Genomic DNA, 18,691 nt, shown 5'->3' on the forward strand with positions numbered 1-18,691 from the left:
CTTCAGGCTTGTGCTTGGGCAGTTGGGCATAAGGGGTCATGGCTATCCGTGTTTTCAAAGGCAGGTCGCTATTTTAACCTTATTAAGACCAAGCTCTATGTTGATTATTTAGGAAAGATGTCTATTATTTATAAAGCTGTCCCGTTTTAAACTGAAACCCGCAATATCCACCCCATTGATTTGGTGTTTTGGCCTAACAGCAGTAAATAGTCACTCAGGATTTACCTAAAAGTGTCGCATTTATTTAAACGATTTGGGCTTTAAAGTTCAAGACTATAAACCTTATTGTTTTTCCATAATTCGAGACGTTTCCCATTAACGTAACAAATCAGTTTTCCGACTAACAATAAAAGGAGCAACATGATGATTCCAACTCACCGGTGGCAACGCTTGTTTCAACCGACTGCAATAACGCTTACCGCTCTAGCTGCTTGTCTGTTGGTTTCGACCGCACAAGCAGAAGAACAAGCACAGACCAAAAAACCTAATATTGTTGTTATTATGGGCGATGATATTGGCTGGTTTAATATAGGTGCCTATCATCAGGGTATGATGGCAGGCCGTACACCCAACCTCGACAAACTCGCCACTGAGGGGATGCGTTTTACCGACTATTACGCTGAAGCCAGTTGCACAGCTGGACGTGCCAATTTCATTACCGGCGAACTGCCAATCCGTACCGGTATGACTACGGTTGGTCAAGCAGGCTCTCCGGTCGGTTTACCCAAGGAGGCTGTGACCATTGCCACAACACTCAAGTCCATGGGTTATGCTACAGGTCAATTCGGCAAAAACCATCTGGGTGATTTGAACGAATTCTTGCCTACGGTGCACGGTTTTGATGAATTCTTTGGCTATTTGTATCACTTGGATGCGATGGAGGACCCGGCTCATCCCAATTACCCACAGGAGTTGTTAAACGTAGTCGGCCCACGCAATATGGTCCACAGTTGGGCGACTGACAAGGATGACGTAACGGTAATGCCACGCTGGGGCAAAATTGGCAAGCAGAAAATCGAAGATGCAGGGACTCTTTATCCCAAACGCATGGAGACGGTGGATGACGAAATTCGTGATCTATCCTTCAAGTTTATGGAAAAAGCCAAGGCAGATGGCAAGCCCTTTTTTCTCTGGCTTAACCCCACCCGCATGCATATCGTTACTCACCTCTCGGAAAAGTATCAGGCGTTACGCAACGCTCAAAACGGCTGGTCTCTTCAGGAAGCTGGTATGGCGCAGCTTGATGATGACATCGGTCTATTGATGCAGAAACTTAAGGATATGGGTGAAGACGACAATACCATCGTCGTCTTCACTACCGATAACGGCACCGAGACATTTACCTGGCCGGATGGCGGCAATACACCGTTCAAGGGACAAAAAGGCACTATCTTTGAAGGTGGCTTTCGCGTTCCCGCTATTATTCGCTGGCCCGGCAAGGTGCCTGCCGGCAAAATTGAGAACGGTATCTTTTCCGGTATGGACTGGTTTCCGACTTTTGTGGCCGCCGCTGGCGACCCGGCTATTGTCGATGAGTTATTAAAGGGCAAAAAAATCGGCGATACCAAATACAAAGTGCATCTTGACGGCTACAACCAATTGGACTTGATTACCGGAAAAGGCCCTTCTAATCGTCATGAAATTTTCTATTTCGGGGAAAGTACGTTAGGCGCGGTGCGCATCGACGACTACAAGTATCGTTTTATTGACCAACCCGGTGGCTGGGTTGGCAGCAAGGCGCATGTGGACGCGCCGGTACTGACAAATCTACGTCTTGATCCTTTCGAGCGCCTGGACTTCCCTGCAAACGGGACACTAAACGGGTCACAGAATTACTTTCAATGGTTTCAGTACGAGTTTTGGCGCTTCGTATTTGTCCAGCAGCAAGTGGGTAAGCTGGCTATGACGGCTCTTGAATATCCGCCCATGCAGAAGGGCGCGAGTTTTAACCTTGACGCCGTAAAAGCGAAGATCGAAGAAGCCATGAAAGCCCAACAAGCAGGGCATTAGTCGCTCTGAAGATCAGGCGGGTAGCTTACAAAATAGCTTGCCCGCTTATTTTAAAATCAGCAAGAGGCGGTTTTCTAGAAAATCAGTAAGCCAATTCGCTACGTTTAATCTGTTATTCACCAGACCTGTCAGGATCTCAAAACCTGACAGGTCTGCATTCTGTAATGCATAAGAAGTTACTTTTTAAATAACCACTTACTAAATATTTGGAGAAAAACATGAACGTTAAATTGAACAATTCAGAATACCAAATAAAAGCCGGGGCCGGTTTGCCGTTGGTGACTCTGTGTTTGTTGATATTAAGCGCCTGTACAACGACTCAAAAGGTTGATCTTAAACAATCTGGCGTTAATTGCGCCTTTCTTGCCAAAGAATGTTCTCTGCTCACACCCGGCGGGAAGGAGCAGGTTGGTCTACGTTATATTAATCCTACCGCAAAATGGAGTCAGTACAACAAAATCCTGATTTCTCCGGTGACTTATTGGGGCAGCGATTCTTCAAAGCTATCCCCTGCTGATCAGCAGATGCTGGTTAACTATACCTCGCAACAATTTACAAAGCAGCTCGGACAGAAATTTCAGATCGTCGACCAAGCGGGGCCGGGGGTCATGAAGATTGATGCTGCCTTGACCGATGCCGAATCCGCCACGCCAGGACTACGCAGCATTTCGATGATCGTTCCGCAGGCACACATGCTGTCCAATCTCAAATATCTGGCGACCGGCACTATGCCGTTCGTCGGTGCGGCACAGGCTGAAGCCAAGTTAACCGATTCGGTATCAGGACAAATACTTGCATTGGCGGTGGATCGACGGATTGGCGGCGGTTCGTTTACGACCGGTTTTCAGTGGAAATGGGGTGATGCAGAAAATGCTATCGACCATTGGGCTGAACTAATGACAGAACGATTATCCGCCTGGACTTCAGGCACAGCGGCACCTTAAGTCAGGGGGGTTATTCTTTAAGGTTGCTGTAATCGGGGTGCGCGTTAGCGTTTCCGGATACTTTAAATTCGTGAATGTCACGTAACCAGTAACTATGCGCGACGAGGTTTACAACCCTGTCCCAAAAAATCAAGGTGAACTTGCATGATCATAAAAGCCGATTTTTTACCGACTTTCAAAGCCTTGGCTTTTGTGGTCGCTTTGGCCACAGCCTCTGGCGTTCACGGCGCAGGAACTGCGAAAGGCGATCCTGCCGCCGTCAAAAACCCCTGGGCTTTCAATCTCTCACTCTACACATGGCTACCAGGCGTGAGCGGTGACTTCTCGGTTGGTCCTTATAGTAAGTCGGTTGATGCCAGCTTCATCGATATAGCCGGGAAGCTGCGTAATTTTCCGATGGCTTTTAATGGGCATTTCGAAGCGCATTACGAGAAGCTGGGATTCTTCCTGGACGGCAATTACATGAGCATGGATTTTAAGCCTCGTTTTGATCGGATCAGTTCGGGCTTGTCGATGGAGATGGGTATCATGGATTACGGGGTAATGTATCGCGTGTTTGGTCCCTCAGCCTCAGAGCGCGTTGGTAACTGGAACAAGAAGTCGAATTCTAACGGCCTCGAACTCTATGCTGGCGGGCGTTCCATTTGGTTGGGCAATCAACTCGATCTCATTCGTGGCATCAGCGTTTCTGGCAGCAAGTCCTTCACCGCTCCAATAATAGGCGGCAAGGTCATGGTGGAGTTCTCCCCGCATTGGTTTGCCTTGATGGACGGCAATGTCGGTGGTTTCGGCGTTAATAATGTGAGCTTTACCGGCGGAGCACTCGGGATGGTCGGCTACCGTACCAACTTCTTTGGTATGCCTTCGTCAGTGGAGGCAGGTTACAAGGTGCTGCGGATTAACGTCGACAAGGGCATTGTGGGAGCCGATGTAACCTTGAACGGGCCCTTCGTCGGATTGACGGGGTATTGGTAAATATCAGGTTAATAAACTTCCTGCTCCAGCGGGACTGTCTGTAATCTAACCGGTTTATATCGTAGATTATTTACTCTTGTAGTTTGTCAATGGGCCTTAAATCAATCTTTACAATAGGAAACTTTAATGAAAATACCAACGTATTTTTTAAGTTCTAAAACAATTGATGTTCTGTTTGACTCTGCGCTAACTGCAATCCTGATAGGTTGCTCTGCCATTAACAGTGCCGAAAAAGATACTCAAGGTCTAAGCAATGATGCAAAAGCTGCCGTTATAGCACCTGCTCCCGACACGGCTTTTACGCCAAACGCGCAACGGGAAAAGAAAGTTGCTTACTTACCTTTCCAAAGAGTCTGGATTAAACCAGGTGTCGACTTTAAAGCGTATCAATATCTTGTGGTCGCCCCCGTCAATACCCAATACATGCTACAAATGGACTGGCTACATAAATTAAGCTCCGTCAATTATGTGACGAATGTAAAAAAAGACATACAAGACGTAGCCGTCTATTTTCAGAATCAAGTGCTTTCCGATTTTAAGAATAATGATAATCAACATTTTATAATGCTTGATTATCCGGCCCAACAAACGCAAAGCGTTTTACAACTGGAGTTGGCGTTAATTGAAATTGATCCCTCAATGCCGATGCTGAACGCAGCTGGATGGCTGGTAGTTGGTGGAGGCACCGCTGCAGGTTTGATCAATCAACGAGCGGTAGCTTTTGAAGGGCGTATACGTGATTTAGGCACCAATAAAATTATTGCAACCTTTGCAGATCGTAATGTACAGGATGTTGATCCACTCGATTTAACCCGATTGACCTGGTATGGCCCTGCTAAACAAGTCATTGACCAATGGGCAAAGGAATTTGTTGAAATTGCCAATCGCAAACCTGGCGAAGTGATTACTTCTCCTACAGCGTTTAGCTTAAATCCTTTCTAGCGGTGCAGATTGAGTTGTGCTTTTTGCAACCCAATATTTGTTGCATCAATGTGTTTGGTTAACGATAAAACCGTTAACCAAACCTACGTTAATGAACATGGGATCACCCATTAATCAATCAAAACAAATTCCTCAGGCAGATGCCTAATTATTTTACGCCCACACGGTTATTTTATTTTTTTATAAATGATGCGGTAAATAAATGATGCAATATTTTATATCTATACAAGTGCTTAATTTTAATCTGGCAATAGTAGAGAAGGATATCTGGTGTCAGCTCCGTTAATTGCGTTCATTATTCTTGTCTTTATGATTTTTGGAATGGCGCTGGGTTCATACCTCCGGTTGGTTTTACCCTATGATCATACGCAAGCTGACTCAAAAGATATTTTAATTTCCTCGGCAGGCATGATGGCTACACTGATCGCTTTGATTATTGGTCTGCTGGTGACGTCAGCGAAAGGCAATTACGATGTTACAACCTCAGGCATTACCCAATCAGCGGCGAAAATCATCACGATTGACTATTACTTGTCTAATTACGGACCGGATGCGAAAGCTAGCAGGGAGCTTGTACGTCAAGCGACCGCCACTGCAATCGAACGCATCTGGCCAAACGAAAGCACTCAAGGGGCCGATTTGGCCAAGATGGAAACAGCCACCGGGATGACTGACGTTTACAATAATATTCGTGGCCTTACACCGCAGAACGACTCGCAAAAATATCTTCAAACTCAGGCGCTGCAAATAAGCTCAGACATGATGCAATCACGATGGATGTTAATCGAACAGTCGCAGACGAATCTTCCGAGGATATTTCTGGTGGTGCTAACCTTCTGGCTCACCGTTCTGTTCGCTCAATTCGGCTTGTTGGCTCCCCGAAACCGGACAGCCAAATCGGCATTGTTCATCTGTTCCCTATCAATGTCGTTTGCTATTTATATAATCCTGGAATTAAATAATCCACTGGAGGGAACCATTAAGGTTTCGAGTGCCCCGCTACATAAAGCCCTTTCTTTAATCGGAAAATAGCTGATCGGGATGCAAGGCTGGTTACTGAAATGGAAGTTGCCAACTCTTGCCCGCTTAATGAATGGATAGACCATGAATACTGATGCCATGGATGTTTTGGCGATTATTATCTCAAGCGCGCCATGTTTACCATGCTTGATTTGGGTGCCAATTAGTCTGCTGATACTAATGGCAAGCCCATAAGTAGTGATCAGCAATAGGTGTTGCATTTTAAAAAAGGAAGGGCTGCCGCCGGTAGATATTTTTTGATCAGTGACGATAATTTATGACATAGAAAGCTATGAAATTCATCATCTGATCAACCGCTTTGCAGTCAGTCCCTTTAATTAGACAGCAAGCAGAGTGAATAATACAATCAAGCGGGATTTCGTGACAGGCAAGGTTATTCATTCACGTAATGCCGACAGTAATTCAAGACCTTAGCCAGATGATACACAACGACAAGTTAACGAATCGAAAGGAAAAAACCATGAAAGAAAAATTACCCGGTTATGTACTCATTGTTTTGGCATTGATAACTTGCGCCGTTGTTATGCCTCAGGCACTGGCGGAAAAGACTCAAGGTAAATCCGGTAAGTCAACGGCTAGCAACGACACCAATCAAGCGGGTCAATTGCAGATCACTGGCACGCCGGGTTCGCCCAGCGCCACAACCACTATCAGCGGTAAGCAACTTCCGGCCCCCGATCCGAAATTTGGTGGTGTAATCAAGGACGATGCCCTGCGATCGAAGCCTTGGTGGGCGCCACGCATCGTGCCGCCCAAGGAAGCACCCAACGTGCTGCTTATCATAACGGATGATGCCGGATTTGGCGTTCCAAGCACCTTCGGTGGTGTGATCCCTACGCCCACGATGGATCGTATTGCGAATAACGGTCTACGCTACAACAATATTCACTCTACCGCACTGTGCTCGCCGACGCGAGCCGCACTCATCACCGGCCGGAACCATCATTCGGCGGGCTTTGGCGTGGTCTCCGAGCAGTCCACGGGGTTTCCCGGCTATAACAGCATTATTACCGAGGATAAGGCCACCATTGGGCGGATTCTGCTTGATAATGGTTACGCCACTTCATGGTTCGGTAAGGATCACAATACCCCGGCGTTTGCCGCCAGCCAGGTTGGGCCGTTCAACCAATGGCCGACCGGCATGGGCTTCGAGTATTTCTATGGCTTTGTGGGTGGTGATGCCAATCAATGGCAGCCGAACCTGTTTCGCAACACTACCCAGATCTATCCATTCGAAGGTAAGCCCGAATGGAATCTGGTTACCGGAATGGCCGACGATGCCATCGATTACCTGAATCGCGTTAACCAGACGATGCCCGGTAAGCCGTTTTTCCTCAAATACGCGCCTGGGGCAACCCATGCACCGCATCATCCAACCAAAGAATGGGTCGAGAAGATTAGCAAATTACACCTCTTTGACCAAGGCTGGAACAAGCTTCGCGAGCAGATTTTTGAAAACCAGAAACGTCTTGGGGTAATCCCGATAGACACCCAGTTGGAACCTTGGCCGACAAACGTCCTTAAAAATTGGGATGATTTGACACCTGAGGAAAAGAAGCTTTTTATCAAACAGGTGGAAGTCTTTGCCGCCTTTGCCGCTTACAGCGACAGCGAAATCGGGCGCGTCATTCAAACTATTGACGATATGGGTAAGCTAGACAACACGCTCATCATCTACATCAACGGTGATAATGGCACCAGCGCCGAAGGTGGCCCTATGGGCACGCCCAACGAAGTTGCCTGGTTCAATGGCGTCAACGAAATGCCGGTAGCAGATCAAATGAAATGGTATGACGTCTGGGGTACCGAGCAGACTTACAACCACATGTCGGCGGGCTGGTCATGGGCTTTCGATACGCCTTTCACCTGGTTCAAGCAGAACGCTTCCAAGCTCGGCGGAATTCGCCAGAACATGGCTATTTCGTGGCCGGCGCGCATTAAGGACAAAGGCGGCCTGCGCGAGCAGTTCAGCCATGTGATTGACATTGTTCCGACGATTCTTGAGGCCTCCGGCATCCGGGCACCAGAAACGGTAGACGGTATCAAGCAGGCGCCGATTGAGGGCACTAGCCTCGCCTATACGTTTGATGCAAAAAATGCCAAGGCGCCCTCTCGGCACAAGACCCAGTACTTCGAGATGATGGGGCAATGGGCCTTGTATCACGAAGGCTGGCTGCTCAGTACCAAGGTGAACCGAGCACCATGGGAAGCCTTCGGTGCCGCCAATACCGACCCGCTCAACAACCAGGTGCTCGAACTCTACGACCTCAACACCGACTTCAGTCAGTCCCAGAACATCGCCGACAAGTTTCCCGGCAAAGTGAAGGAGATGAAACAGATATTTATCGCGGAAGCCAAGAAATATCAGGTATTCCCGATGGACGCCTCGGTGGCTGCACGTATCGTGGCCCCACGTCCAAACATCACCACCGGTCGCACGGAGTTCGTTTACACCCATCCGATGGTCGGTCTGCCGCAGGGCGATTCCCCGTTCCTGCTCAACAGTTCCTACACTATTACTGCGGATCTTGAAGTGCCCCAAGGCAGCGCGGAAGGTATGATCTTGACCTCAGGCGGGCGCTTCGCCGGCTATGGTTTCTACCTGCTCAAGGGTAAGCCGGTGTTTCTCTGGAACCTGATTGATCTGAACCGCATCAAGTGGGAAGGCTCGGACGCGCTCACACCCGGTAAACACACCCTGGAGTTCGACTTCAAGTATGACGGCCTTGGTATCGGCACGCTTGCCTTCAATAATATGAGCGGTCTTGGTCGTTCCGGCACCGGCACGCTAAAGGTGGACGGCAAAGAAGTCCAAACCATTACCATGCCGCATACGCTACCCATGATCCTGCAATGGGACGAGAGCTTCGATATTGGCTCAGATACACTGACCGGCGTGAACGACACCGACTACAAGCCGCCGTTTACGCTGACCGCCAAGCTCAACAAGCTGACAATCAAGGTGGAACATCCGAAGCTGACGCCCGAGGATGAAAAGAAGCTGATGGAGGCGCAGCGAAACAATAAGGCCAGCGAGTAATGAAATGGTTTAATTAAACAGGACACTTATAAAGACAGCTTTATAATGTCAACAGAGGTGAACATGAGTAATCAAGCTAAACAAAAACGACTCAATTACACGATTGAATTTAAACAAGATTTGGTTAATTTAATTGATGAAAAAGGCTATGCAAACTAGCAAGCAGTTGATAATTCAGTTATTTCTCTTAGCGCTATTCTGTGATGGGTGAGAGCTAAACAAAGGATTAATATCACCACCGGTGACCAAGAAAAGCGTTTTGAACTTGACTGATCAAAGTGAGTTAACGCGGTTACGTAAAAAAGTTGAGCAGTTGCGAATAGATTACAAAATATTACAACAAGGTGCCCTTACATTGTCATAGTCTCAGTTGATTCATTAAAATTGACCGACAGCTTTACGTGAAACTGCTGCCGCACGTAAATCTTGCTTCAATGACGGCAATGGGTCGTGGGCTGAAGACCAAAAATCTCAATGTAGTTGATTTTCAGTGTCTGCTTTGCATATCCAAAGCGTGTGCTTTGGGCCATTTTAAAGTCCTTCGGATCATTGTAAAACGACGTAATTTCCCTTTTTATATTAAAATATTTTCTGGCGAAAAATAGTTTAAGACTTAACGCCAATGTCTGCGTAGAACCCCATAATCGATCAGTAAAATAGTATTCAGTATATTTACTTGTGTTGATAAGTGATACTTAACAGTATACAATTTAACAATGATAAAAACTTTTCGACATAAGGGCTTGCAGGTCTTTTTTGAGACAGGAAGCAAGGCAGGTATACAGCCGCACCATGCTGTAAAATTGCGCATATTGCTGACCACATTGGACAGCGCAAAACGTACAGATGATATGAACGCCCCTGGCTGGAAGTTGCACCCATTGACGGGCAACCTTGATGGGCATTATTCCGTGACTGTAAACGGAAACTGGCGATTAACCTTTACCTTTGATGGCGAAAATGCCGAACTGGTTGATTATTTGGACTACCACTAGGAGTAATTGATATGAGCAGAATGCACAATCCCGCACATCCCGGCGAAGTATTACGGGAATGGCTACCGGAAGGTATGACAGTAACAAAGGCAGCTGAAGAATTGCAGGTTTCTCGCGTCACACTTTCTAAAGTTCTGAACGGTAAGGCGGGAGTAACTGCAGGAATGGCCTTGCGCCTTTCTGTATGGCTTGGCACGTCCCCTGATGTTTGGCTAGGTATGCAAACGCAATGGGAGCTATGGCAAGCCGAGCAACAACCACGCCCGAATATCAGACCTCTTGTCAGACAAACAGCCTAATCCAAAAATGACCGGCTTAGTGCGAGCCCCTCCGGGAATGTGTTGATTTTTAGTTGGAACTGACCGCCAGCCAACGGCCAAAACCGGTCTGTCGTAACCGTTTGCTTTACGGCAAGCAATTTTGCGACATGGAGTTCATCTTAGTGCGCCAATTTCTGCCGATGAAGTTAAGCACAAAACTTCTTGTAAAAGTCATAATATTCCAGAGAATGATTCATAATCAAGCTCAATAAAATGGTTTTATGTAAATTCCGCCAACCTTTGATTTAGTTCATCTATCTGGAAATTTAAAGTTTACAATCTCATTTTACCTTTTGCGGCACTAATCGTGTTGCAGGAAGGCTATACTGATAACTTGGTTCCGTAGAAGATCATGCTAATAAATGTTATAAAATAATGTATTCAAAAATATTCAATGATCTCAATGCACTGAAACTGGTAGTTGACTTTTTACCTATGGCTGTCTTTATAAAAGATGCAGAGAGCAATATTCTGTTTTTAAATAAGGCTTGCGAAGCGCAATGGGGGATTAGTGAAATGGTTTAATTAAACAGGACACTTCTAAAGACCGCTTTATAATGTCAACAGAGGTGAATATGAGTAATAAAACTAAGCAAAAACGACCCAATTACACGATTGAATTTAAACAAGATGCGGCCAAGTTAGTTAATGAAAAAGGCTATACACAAAAGCAAGCAGCCGATAACCTAGGTATTTCCCTTAGCGCCATTGGGCGATGGGTGAGAGCCGAACAAGGATCGCCGTCACCATCGGCGACCAAGAAAAGCGTTTTGAACTTAATCGATCAAGATGAGTTAACGCGCTTACGCAAAGAAGTTGAACAATTGCGAATGGAGCGCGAGATATTAAAAAAGGCCGCAGTCTTCTTTGCGAAAGAACTCCAATAAAATACGGTTTTATTCGAGAGCAACAGAAGACTTTTCCAGTTACCGTGCTATGTAAAGTAATGCAGGTTAGTACCAGCGCCTTTTATGCGTGGGCGAAAATGCCTAAAGATACTGACAAAAAAATACGCCAAAAACAGCTTGAAGCTAAGGCGATTGAGCTATTTGGAGAAAACAAGAACGTTTACGGTTCTCGCCGTTTATCGGAAGCTTTTATAAAAGAAGATATTCAGGTCGGGCGCTATAAAGCAAGGCAATTGATGAAAAAATTGGGCTTAAAACCACGCTACCCCAAACGATTCCAAGTGACTACAGACAGCGATCATAATGAGACGATTGCTCCCAATCTGTTAAACAGGCAGTTTGATGTTGCTGCGCCCAATAAGGTTTGGACGACCGATATTACTTACGTCTGGACTCTTGAAGGCTGGCTCTACGTCGCGATTGTTGTTGATTTATTTTCCAGGCAAGTAGTGGGCTGGTCCATTGCCGATAACATGCGTACCTCACTGTGTGTTAATGCCTTACAAATGGCGTTTTGGCGGCGAAAACCTGAGCCAGGCTTGGTGCATCATTCGGATCGGGGTAGCCAATATGCTAGCCATGAATACCGGAGTCATTTAGGAATAATGAAGATGCAACAGAGCATGAGCCGTAAAGGTAATTGTTGGGATAATGGTGTGCCACGAAGGATTCAAGAAGGACGAAGTCTTTTTTTGAATCCTTGCTGTGTAGGAGATGAGGGTTGGCCCCTCGAAGTCTGGTTACAGGACTCGGCTTCAAACCACCACGAGCTGCTGTAGTCAAAAACTATGGTAGTGAGCGTCGTTGGAAAAGGCACATTTAAGTGTCAGGTGAGAATCAAGAAGATGAATGAAAATGAACAGTCGATGACATGTCGAAAAGCAATTAAACTAACGTCAAAACCGAGTAGAGTTATTGACTCGGGACAAATCCAGACAGCACCTGTTTATGGGCTGGGTGGCGTTCGGTGTAGAGGCTGCATGATCTTGATTCAGGCTCTTATGTGGAACGTGGGAACCTACTGGTTTAATGTTAAGGGAAGAGAAGTGATGAAATTAATTTACTTTGCAAGTACCAATGTAAACCAGAGGGGCGGAGCAACTCGTAGTAGTGATGAAGCGTCTGTAATGGATGTGGAGCAAAGGGGTTGCGTTATTTGGTCAAACTTAGCTATCAACCAAATAATGGGAGGAGCAGTTAATTTTGGCAAAGTCATTTAATTTATCTAAAAAAGAGGTGTGGGACGCCTATTTATCTGTCAAAGCCAATAAAGGCTCTGCAGGTATTGATGGGCAAACAATGGAGGATTTTGAGTCTGAATTGAAAAACAATTTGTATAAAATCTGGAATCGACTGTCATCAGGAAGTTATTTCCCTCCACCCGTAAGGCGTGTAGAGATTCCGAAGTCTAATGGTCAGGTACGGCCACTAGGAATACCAACCATTTCGGACAGAATTGCACAAATGGTCATTAAGAAACGTTTGGAACCCCTTGTGGAACCTTACTTTCACCCTGATTCGTATGGGTATCGTCCGGGAAAATCAGCGCTTGACGCCATAGCGAAAGCCCGTGAGCGGTGCTGGAGAGATGACTGGGTTTTAGATATGGATATTAAAGGATTCTTTGATGCTTTAGATCATGCATTAGTATTGAGAGGCGTATCAAAATTTACTCAGTGTAAATGGACACTGCTTTACATCGAACGTTGGTTAAAAGCCGATGTCATTCTCCCAAATGGTGAGCTATTGCAACGTACGCAAGGCACTCCACAAGGGGGCGTGATTAGTCCGTTACTGGCAAATATATTTCTTCATCTTGGCTTTGATCAATGGATGCACAAAGAATTTCCCTGCATTCATTTTGAAAGATATGCTGACGATATTGTAGTGCATTGTCGCAGTCAGAAGCAGCTGGAATATATTGAAAGTAAAATAAAAGTACGATTTACTCAATGTAAACTTGAGCTTTGCCCAGAGAAAACCAAGATTGTTTATTGCAAGGATACTAACCGTAATGGGGATTATCCAATTCAGAGCTTTGATTTTCTGGGTTACACATTCAGACCAAGAAGTAGTCGGAGCCGTGATGGTAGGTTTTTCGTTAGTTTTTCACCTGCTGTAAGTCGTAAAGCGTTAAAAGCGATGCGGCTTAAGGTAAAAGAGCATCCTGTGGTTGAACGATGCTTTAGTAACAGTGTTGAGGAACTAGCCAGAGCGATTAATCCGATGATTCAAGGCTGGATAAATTATTATAGTCGTTTCAGGAAATCAGCAATGTCGACTATTTATGATTATATCAATGGTAAAATCATAAAATGGGCGAGACGAAAATTCAAGCAATTGAAAAGTCGAAAATGGCGCTCTGGTGAATGGTTGCGAAAATTGTACTTAGAAAATCCATTGTTGTTTGCACATTGGCGAGTTTGGAATTGGATGGCTAAATAACAAGAGCCGTATGAGTCGAGAGGCTCACGTACGGTTCTGTGAGAAACTGAAGGGGGCAGTTCCCTTCGGTTTACTCGACCGCCGACCGAGCGATTTTTTCGAAGCTTAAAACATGAGCAACTAAACTACGAAAAATTCAAAGCTAAAGAGGCGGCAAAGCTGAGTATTATTGATTATTTTGCGTTTTATAATGGCAAACGATTGCATTCAACATTAGGATACCAATCCCCACTGGAATTTGAACGAGAATTTTACAAGAAGACTGCTTAAGAAAGTGTCCGGTTTTACTTGACCATTACAGTCATGTAAAGGTGCAAAAAGAAATACATGCTCTACGAACTCGTCACTTAAATTGTGTGAGGGTGCGACATATTTAGCGATAATTCTTGAGTAACGGGCCATGCGCTCAAGATGAGCACCTGGTTTCAAAATCGCGTAAATGTGCAAAATCACGGGCAAGCTTTGCTGAGGTGACAATAGACCTGACTGCGGCTAGTTCACTAGAAATACTCATGTTAATGAGGCTTGCATGAAGACTAAGATCGCGTTGGATTACTGGTGTAAAAGCGGCATGCTCCGTTGAGTCAAAAAAAATGAAACCAATGAACAATCCGCTATCGTAAATGGGTATGGTAAAAGACGAGTTATAGCCTTGTTTCAATAGCCAAGTTGAATGTAATGAATTTGACTTGATAACGGTCTGAATTTCATTAAGTACACGAGGTTCTCCGCTCTTTGCTATGATCAGCAATGAAGGGCTGTCGGCAAGCTTATAATCATAGGCTACCATTGCTTCACCTTTACGGGTGCTATTTAAGAACGTTTTAAGCTGATCCTGCTCGGCGTCGTAAATAGCGCAAGCGATACGCTCTACCAATGGCATTGTATGCAAAATTCGATCGTGCAGATAACCAACCCTTTCATTAAGCGTACCTGATCTTTCAAAGAGTTGTGAAATAAAGTTCTGATCGAAAGATGTCATTCAGTGGTGTCCAATTTTAGATGTTTTTGAATATTTAATGGGTAGATAAAGCATGATAACTCATGCGGTTAAGTTCTTTTTACTTTACTCAATTTAGTTGGTGTTGGACAATTAAAATTCCTCCCATTCATCGCCATAAAGCAGCCACTCACCACCGTCAGAAATGACCGATCTGGGACGACCAAGCAATATAAAAGATACTAATTATCAGTGGCTACTACTTTGTCTATCTTAGCGAGCAAAATTGGAGTGGTTAGATATTAATGTAGGCAGCATTTCTTAAATTTCTTGCCACTGCCGCAGGGACAAGGATCGTTCCGGCCAACCTTGGGTGCGGGGCTGATTTCTGACAAATCAGAAAAATCATCTGAACCGGTGTCCTCCAGGTTGAATAGCGATCTCAAATCGTGAACGGTTTCTTGCATTTCAGAGTGATAGTTTGGTGCGGGTGTAGACCGCTTATGTCTTAAACCCAGGTCGATTTCGACGTCTTCAATATCTCCGGGGATACAGATATTGACGCTATTGCTGTTAAAAGCCTCTCGAATGGTATCTATGGTTTCGGTGGCTTTCAATTCCAGCAATGCGCACACTGTTAATCCGGCTAAATCAGCAGCGGTGTTATTGGCTTTTTTCAAGAAATTGGTAAGAACATCAATACATTCGCTGCGATGAAATTCACCTAATGCTGTCAGACAGCTAATAGCATTTGATCGTGCAAATTGCGATTTGGTGGTATCGTCAAGATATTCCTTGAGTTTAGCGATGGCAGGTAGGCCCATTAAGGTAAATACTTTCGGAAATTCATCCTCGAACAGTGCGTCGAATGAGTACTCTTGGTTTAAATCAAGAAGTCTCGGAATGGCTTCAGTGACTTGTAACTGCCCCAATGCGTACCATGCATGGATAACAGCCCAGAACCCCGGATCATCTTCTTCAGCGGTTATCAGCGATTGATCAGTTGCCAAGCGTATTAATTCAGTTGCATGCTCAACGCCTATCCCTAATCCGGGGAGGTCCAAGAGTAGATTTTGGCATTCGCCTATGGTAAGCAATCGCTTGACTGGTTCAGTATATTCCATGCGTTAAAGTAGATTCATTGTGTTGGATGTGATGGTGCAAAGGTAGCAATAATGGTGAACAAAATTGGGTGTAAATCAGATTTCATTTCTTCCCATTTTCAGCCATTATCTTACCAGTCAATCCCGGTAATAGGCACAAGGATTTATCTTGTTCTTGCGAATCAAAGAAAAAGTGATTGTTTCTGTATTGAAACGGTCGATACGGGTAATGATGACTTTCAAATATCCCACCTGCCCATGCTGATGACATAGTTAGTTTGCTGGATTAATTTGGCCTGTTACTTCCTCTGTTTGACGTTTATTAGGATCCAAATCGGGCTCTTAATTTTACAAAAGATGCCGACTTTTTCTTAAGGGTAGCGCTTGTTATATGAGACGCTCGACGGCAAGATTAAGTAGTGTAAGCACCAAGCTCCCCAGAAATGCGGGCCCAAAACCTTGCACACGGATCCCTGGTACCAGTGCTGCCATCAACCAAAGCATAAACGCGTTGATCACCAAAAGAAAGAGCCCAAAGGTAAGGATCGTAAAAGGTAACGTGAGCAGTACCATCAGCGGTCGCACAACGGCATTCACGAAACCGAGAACAAGCGCGCCCACGAGTGCCGATCCAAAGTCCTGCACATGAACGCCGCGGACGAGGTTGGCTACAAGCAGTAATAAGACGGCTGTTAAAATGAGATGTGTAAGGAACACGAGCATAAATACCTCTATTAAGTTGGTATCATTGATCCGTTTAAACAGGTGCCTAAGAGATCAAGATTAATTTTAGTTTACGCTATTGGTTGCTTTCATGGCGGTGTAATTCTTCGAGAAGCCAACATTTCAATACGTTGATAATGTAAGCCTGCTCATCAACGCTTAAAGAATGCCCCTTGAGAATTCGATGCCATTTTTCCAGGCAATCACGACAACAACAGGCCGTTGCATGTTGCGCAACAAATACAGGATGCCCACGAAACGGCGTTTGTTTACCATCCTTTTTTGGTAGCGGCATCGTAGATATATTGGGTGATGACTCCATTTCGGGTGGCTTTGATGCGATTTAGCTTATGCCATAGGTATTCTGGACAATGTCAATTTTTAAGGTAAGTTAAAACTGGGACTGATAAAAAACCGGTCCGGCAATTATTAATCAATCGACTGTAGATTCCAATAAAGGTAGGAGAAATTCATGGGGGCTAATTCTCAAAAGACGGTACAAGGCATGGGTAGTTTTTTTGATATGCTTTATCAGCATCCAAGTTTAATGTTTATTTTTGTGGCCGGTACAACCGCTGCGGGTATTTATTTTTGGCGCAAAAGCAAAGCTGAGTAAACAGCGGGATGGTGATTTTTACTTAACCAAAGCCAACTCCCGCCAATCGGTGGTATAGCGCGGTGAAACGCGCTCTGCTTTGGGTTTCCAAGATTTATCAAAGCCGGTGGCCGCGACTGAAAGCTTTTGGGGAAGCGCCGGTTAATATTATCCATAACCGCCATTAAGGGACGGTTTTCGTTGGGAAGACTGCTATCGGCAAAATCGAACAGTTCAAGCTGTCAATGGCCAATAGAATTGAGCAAATTAAGGGATAGTCGACCGTCAAAAATCGACCCCTTGCGGCCATTGAAGCCTGATTCTCAAATGACTGCACCTTCACACATAGCTGCCGATCGATTTCAACAAGCCGACATAAAAGAACGCAAGATTTTCAAAAAGCCACTTAAAATCATTCCAAAAATTTGCCACCGAAACCGAAGAGCCTATATTTTTCCAGCAACAGGATTCCATTGATTCTTTGGATTAAACAAAAGCGCGGTGAATGGTGTTATCTAATTTAAAACACAGTACCTAAGCCATTTTATTTTTTCTCAAGTAACCGCTTGATTCGTTCAAATTCGACGCAAGTTCAATATATATCTTAGATAAATTAATGGCTTACCCGCCGTAAATTCTTGTTAACAGCCAATTGCTCAAGGCGCTCTGCCAACCAGACTTTTATGATGGATTGACGGGTTACACCTACGCGACTTGCTTCTTTATCCAGTGATTCAAGCATCCAAACCGGGAAATCAACATTGACCCTTTTTTGATCTTGCAGAACTCTTTTAGCTTTCGATAAATCCAGGTAGTCCAGTATATCCTCATCATTATCAAATTTTTCATCAAAATCTTTAGCTTTCATACAGGTTAATCTCTTCTTCTCGTGAGCGGCGCACAGAAATAATTCTAATATTAGAGCCTCGGTAGGTAATAACGCCTGACCAGTGTTTATCGGCAATCCTGCCTATGCATAAAGATCGAGGTTCATCGACTGCTTTTGCCGGTATCTCAAGAAGATCAGGATCATTCCATAATTGCTGAGCAATCGTGAAATCTATTCCATGCTTTTGCATGTTAGTCTGGCTCTTATTTTCATCAAACTCAAATATTATTGTGGTATAAAAAATATACCATAATTATATAAGTCACAAGTGAATTTTCCCACCGGCTTTGATTAATCCAACAGAAGCCCTTGATTTTTGATGGGCACTAATGGCTGTGTATTGATTTTGTTACCGTTGGGATTTTCTTTCTAAAACCGATAATGGTAAGTAGCCTCGATGAAACGCAGGGGAATCGAGGAAGTCGGAGTACTGTAAATCCTCTATGCCACCTTGCTACAACGTCGCTACGTACTACACTTTAATAGTTAATTTGGAAAAACACCAATCTTGGTTTTATATTACAAACCTATTCATAGGGTTGAGAGATAGTTGGTTGGTTGGTAGTTCGTGAACGGCAGCAATAGCTCATATCGCAGACGTTGATTGACAGTAACTGTCTGACTGGAATTGGTTCAGACTGTGTGAAAACTACAATCCAGCTATAATTATATTTTCAATTGAAAGCATATCAATCAATACCTTCGTCAAAATTTAAGCCGCTCTCGCATGAATCCTGCCAATTTCTGCGGCTTGGAAGATACGGTCGTCGATTAAAAATGTGTCATCATTTTTGTCCAGCGAATTAATAATCCGCTGCGTG

At 44.7% G+C, this 18,691-nt stretch carries 19 protein-coding genes and 2 pseudogenes; 14 read left to right on the top strand and 7 right to left on the bottom strand.

Going from position 1 to position 18,691, the window contains the following annotated elements; translation table 11 throughout:
* Positions 1 to 360: 360 nt before the first annotated feature.
* From N7974_RS18035 to N7974_RS20825, 13 genes and pseudogenes are all read left to right on the top strand, one after another.
* Complete coding sequence (locus N7974_RS18035; protein WP_262966948.1) at positions 361 to 2,010, top strand: arylsulfatase; 1,650 nt, start codon at positions 361 to 363, stop codon at positions 2,008 to 2,010.
* Positions 2,011 to 2,228: 218 nt separating this feature from the next.
* Complete coding sequence (locus N7974_RS18040) at positions 2,229 to 2,954, top strand: DUF3313 domain-containing protein (RefSeq protein ID WP_262966949.1); 726 nt, start codon at positions 2,229 to 2,231, stop codon at positions 2,952 to 2,954.
* 144 nt (positions 2,955 to 3,098) lie between these two features.
* Positions 3,099 to 3,929 (top strand): hypothetical protein, encoded by an 831-nt coding sequence (locus N7974_RS18045; RefSeq protein ID WP_262966950.1) that lies wholly within the window; start codon positions 3,099 to 3,101, stop codon positions 3,927 to 3,929.
* 126 nt (positions 3,930 to 4,055) lie between these two features.
* Positions 4,056 to 4,871: a DUF3313 domain-containing protein gene (locus N7974_RS18050; RefSeq protein WP_262966951.1), complete on the top strand. Its 816-nt coding sequence runs from the start codon at positions 4,056 to 4,058 to the stop codon at positions 4,869 to 4,871.
* 270 nt (positions 4,872 to 5,141) lie between these two features.
* Positions 5,142 to 5,903 (top strand): bestrophin-like domain, encoded by a 762-nt coding sequence (locus N7974_RS18055; protein ID WP_262966952.1) that lies wholly within the window; start codon positions 5,142 to 5,144, stop codon positions 5,901 to 5,903.
* A 469-nt stretch (positions 5,904 to 6,372) separates the two neighbouring features.
* Positions 6,373 to 8,952 carry an arylsulfatase gene (locus tag N7974_RS18060; protein ID WP_262966953.1) on the top strand — a complete coding sequence of 860 codons (2,580 nt, stop codon included), beginning with the start codon at positions 6,373 to 6,375 and terminating at the stop codon, positions 8,950 to 8,952.
* A 716-nt stretch (positions 8,953 to 9,668) separates the two neighbouring features.
* Positions 9,669 to 9,947 (top strand): type II toxin-antitoxin system RelE/ParE family toxin, encoded by a 279-nt coding sequence (locus N7974_RS18065; protein WP_262966954.1) that lies wholly within the window; start codon positions 9,669 to 9,671, stop codon positions 9,945 to 9,947.
* A gap of 11 nt (positions 9,948 to 9,958) precedes the next feature.
* Positions 9,959 to 10,246 (top strand): HigA family addiction module antitoxin, encoded by a 288-nt coding sequence (locus N7974_RS18070; RefSeq protein WP_262966955.1) that lies wholly within the window; start codon positions 9,959 to 9,961, stop codon positions 10,244 to 10,246.
* Positions 10,247 to 10,842: 596 nt separating this feature from the next.
* On the top strand, positions 10,843 to 11,154 hold the full coding sequence (locus N7974_RS18075; protein WP_262966956.1) for a transposase: 312 nt from the start codon (positions 10,843 to 10,845) through the stop codon (positions 11,152 to 11,154).
* 11 nt (positions 11,155 to 11,165) lie between these two features.
* The gene (locus N7974_RS18080) at positions 11,166 to 11,954 is read left to right on the top strand and encodes an IS3 family transposase (protein ID WP_262966964.1); all 789 of its coding nucleotides are present in this window, start codon (positions 11,166 to 11,168) and stop codon (positions 11,952 to 11,954) included.
* A gap of 66 nt (positions 11,955 to 12,020) precedes the next feature.
* Positions 12,021 to 12,395: a hypothetical protein gene (locus tag N7974_RS18085; RefSeq protein ID WP_262966957.1), complete on the top strand. Its 375-nt coding sequence runs from the start codon at positions 12,021 to 12,023 to the stop codon at positions 12,393 to 12,395.
* Entirely contained in the window at positions 12,379 to 13,620 is a 1,242-nt protein-coding gene (ltrA, locus tag N7974_RS18090; protein WP_262966958.1) for a group II intron reverse transcriptase/maturase, read from the top strand. The genes N7974_RS18085 and ltrA overlap by 17 nt, the downstream gene beginning before the upstream one ends.
* 96 nt (positions 13,621 to 13,716) lie before the next feature.
* Positions 13,717 to 13,890: pseudogene (locus tag N7974_RS20825) on the top strand (IS3 family transposase); the annotation flags it as partial.
* A 136-nt stretch (positions 13,891 to 14,026) separates the two neighbouring features.
* Here N7974_RS20825 and N7974_RS18095 read toward each other — a convergent pair.
* From N7974_RS18095 to N7974_RS18115, 4 genes are all read right to left on the bottom strand, one after another.
* Complete coding sequence (locus N7974_RS18095) at positions 14,027 to 14,602, bottom strand: GAF domain-containing protein (RefSeq protein WP_262966959.1); 576 nt, start codon at positions 14,600 to 14,602, stop codon at positions 14,027 to 14,029.
* Positions 14,603 to 14,862: 260 nt separating this feature from the next.
* On the bottom strand, positions 14,863 to 15,684 hold the full coding sequence (locus tag N7974_RS18105; protein ID WP_317451627.1) for a DUF1186 domain-containing protein: 822 nt from the start codon (positions 15,682 to 15,684) through the stop codon (positions 14,863 to 14,865).
* Between the two features lie 366 nt (positions 15,685 to 16,050).
* Positions 16,051 to 16,386, bottom strand: a complete 336-nt coding sequence (locus N7974_RS18110; RefSeq protein WP_262966960.1) for a phage holin family protein — start codon at positions 16,384 to 16,386, stop codon at positions 16,051 to 16,053.
* 76 nt (positions 16,387 to 16,462) lie between these two features.
* Positions 16,463 to 16,681 carry a DUF4186 domain-containing protein gene (locus N7974_RS18115; protein WP_262966961.1) on the bottom strand — a complete coding sequence of 73 codons (219 nt, stop codon included), beginning with the start codon at positions 16,679 to 16,681 and terminating at the stop codon, positions 16,463 to 16,465.
* 177 nt (positions 16,682 to 16,858) lie between these two features.
* Here N7974_RS18115 and N7974_RS18120 point away from each other — a divergent pair, with 177 nt between their 5' ends.
* Entirely contained in the window at positions 16,859 to 17,002 is a 144-nt protein-coding gene (locus tag N7974_RS18120; RefSeq protein ID WP_262966962.1) for a hypothetical protein, read from the top strand.
* Positions 17,003 to 17,020: 18 nt separating this feature from the next.
* On the opposite strand, the pseudogene N7974_RS18125 reads toward N7974_RS18120, so the two are convergent.
* The 3 genes and pseudogenes from N7974_RS18125 to N7974_RS18135 all read right to left on the bottom strand — a co-directional run.
* Positions 17,021 to 17,083: pseudogene (locus N7974_RS18125) on the bottom strand (DUF4113 domain-containing protein); the annotation flags it as partial.
* A gap of 511 nt (positions 17,084 to 17,594) precedes the next feature.
* The gene (gene brnA, locus N7974_RS18130) at positions 17,595 to 17,849 is read right to left on the bottom strand and encodes a type II toxin-antitoxin system BrnA family antitoxin (protein WP_262966963.1); all 255 of its coding nucleotides are present in this window, start codon (positions 17,847 to 17,849) and stop codon (positions 17,595 to 17,597) included.
* Entirely contained in the window at positions 17,839 to 18,114 is a 276-nt protein-coding gene (locus N7974_RS18135; RefSeq protein WP_317451628.1) for a BrnT family toxin, read from the bottom strand. Before N7974_RS18135 ends, brnA begins: the two co-directional genes overlap by 11 nt.
* Positions 18,115 to 18,691 lie beyond the last annotated feature (577 nt).

This window comes from Methylobacter psychrophilus (genome assembly GCF_025583945.1).
Lineage (GTDB): Bacteria > Pseudomonadota > Gammaproteobacteria > Methylococcales > Methylomonadaceae > Methylobacter_C > Methylobacter_C psychrophilus.

What these genes read in the sequence shown, in the direction of transcription:
- N7974_RS18035 (WP_262966948.1), top strand. Translation starts at nt 361, where the DNA reads ATGATGATTCCAACTCACCGGTGGCAACGCTTGTTTCAACCGACTGCA.
- N7974_RS18040 (WP_262966949.1), top strand. Translation starts at nt 2,229, where the DNA reads ATGAACGTTAAATTGAACAATTCAGAATACCAAATAAAAGCCGGGGCC.
- N7974_RS18045 (WP_262966950.1), top strand. Translation starts at nt 3,099, where the DNA reads ATGATCATAAAAGCCGATTTTTTACCGACTTTCAAAGCCTTGGCTTTT.
- N7974_RS18050 (WP_262966951.1), top strand. Translation starts at nt 4,056, where the DNA reads ATGAAAATACCAACGTATTTTTTAAGTTCTAAAACAATTGATGTTCTG.
- N7974_RS18060 (WP_262966953.1), top strand. Translation starts at nt 6,373, where the DNA reads ATGAAAGAAAAATTACCCGGTTATGTACTCATTGTTTTGGCATTGATA.
- N7974_RS18065 (WP_262966954.1), top strand. Translation starts at nt 9,669, where the DNA reads ATGATAAAAACTTTTCGACATAAGGGCTTGCAGGTCTTTTTTGAGACA.
- N7974_RS18070 (WP_262966955.1), top strand. Translation starts at nt 9,959, where the DNA reads ATGAGCAGAATGCACAATCCCGCACATCCCGGCGAAGTATTACGGGAA.
- N7974_RS18075 (WP_262966956.1), top strand. Translation starts at nt 10,843, where the DNA reads ATGAGTAATAAAACTAAGCAAAAACGACCCAATTACACGATTGAATTT.
- N7974_RS18085 (WP_262966957.1), top strand. Translation starts at nt 12,021, where the DNA reads ATGAATGAAAATGAACAGTCGATGACATGTCGAAAAGCAATTAAACTA.
- N7974_RS18095 (WP_262966959.1), bottom strand. Translation starts at nt 14,602, where the DNA reads ATGACATCTTTCGATCAGAACTTTATTTCACAACTCTTTGAAAGATCA.
- N7974_RS18105 (WP_317451627.1), bottom strand. Translation starts at nt 15,684, where the DNA reads ATGGAATATACTGAACCAGTCAAGCGATTGCTTACCATAGGCGAATGC.
- N7974_RS18110 (WP_262966960.1), bottom strand. Translation starts at nt 16,386, where the DNA reads ATGCTCGTGTTCCTTACACATCTCATTTTAACAGCCGTCTTATTACTG.
- N7974_RS18115 (WP_262966961.1), bottom strand. Translation starts at nt 16,681, where the DNA reads ATGCCGCTACCAAAAAAGGATGGTAAACAAACGCCGTTTCGTGGGCAT.
- N7974_RS18120 (WP_262966962.1), top strand. Translation starts at nt 16,859, where the DNA reads ATGGGGGCTAATTCTCAAAAGACGGTACAAGGCATGGGTAGTTTTTTT.
- brnA (WP_262966963.1), bottom strand. Translation starts at nt 17,849, where the DNA reads ATGAAAGCTAAAGATTTTGATGAAAAATTTGATAATGATGAGGATATA.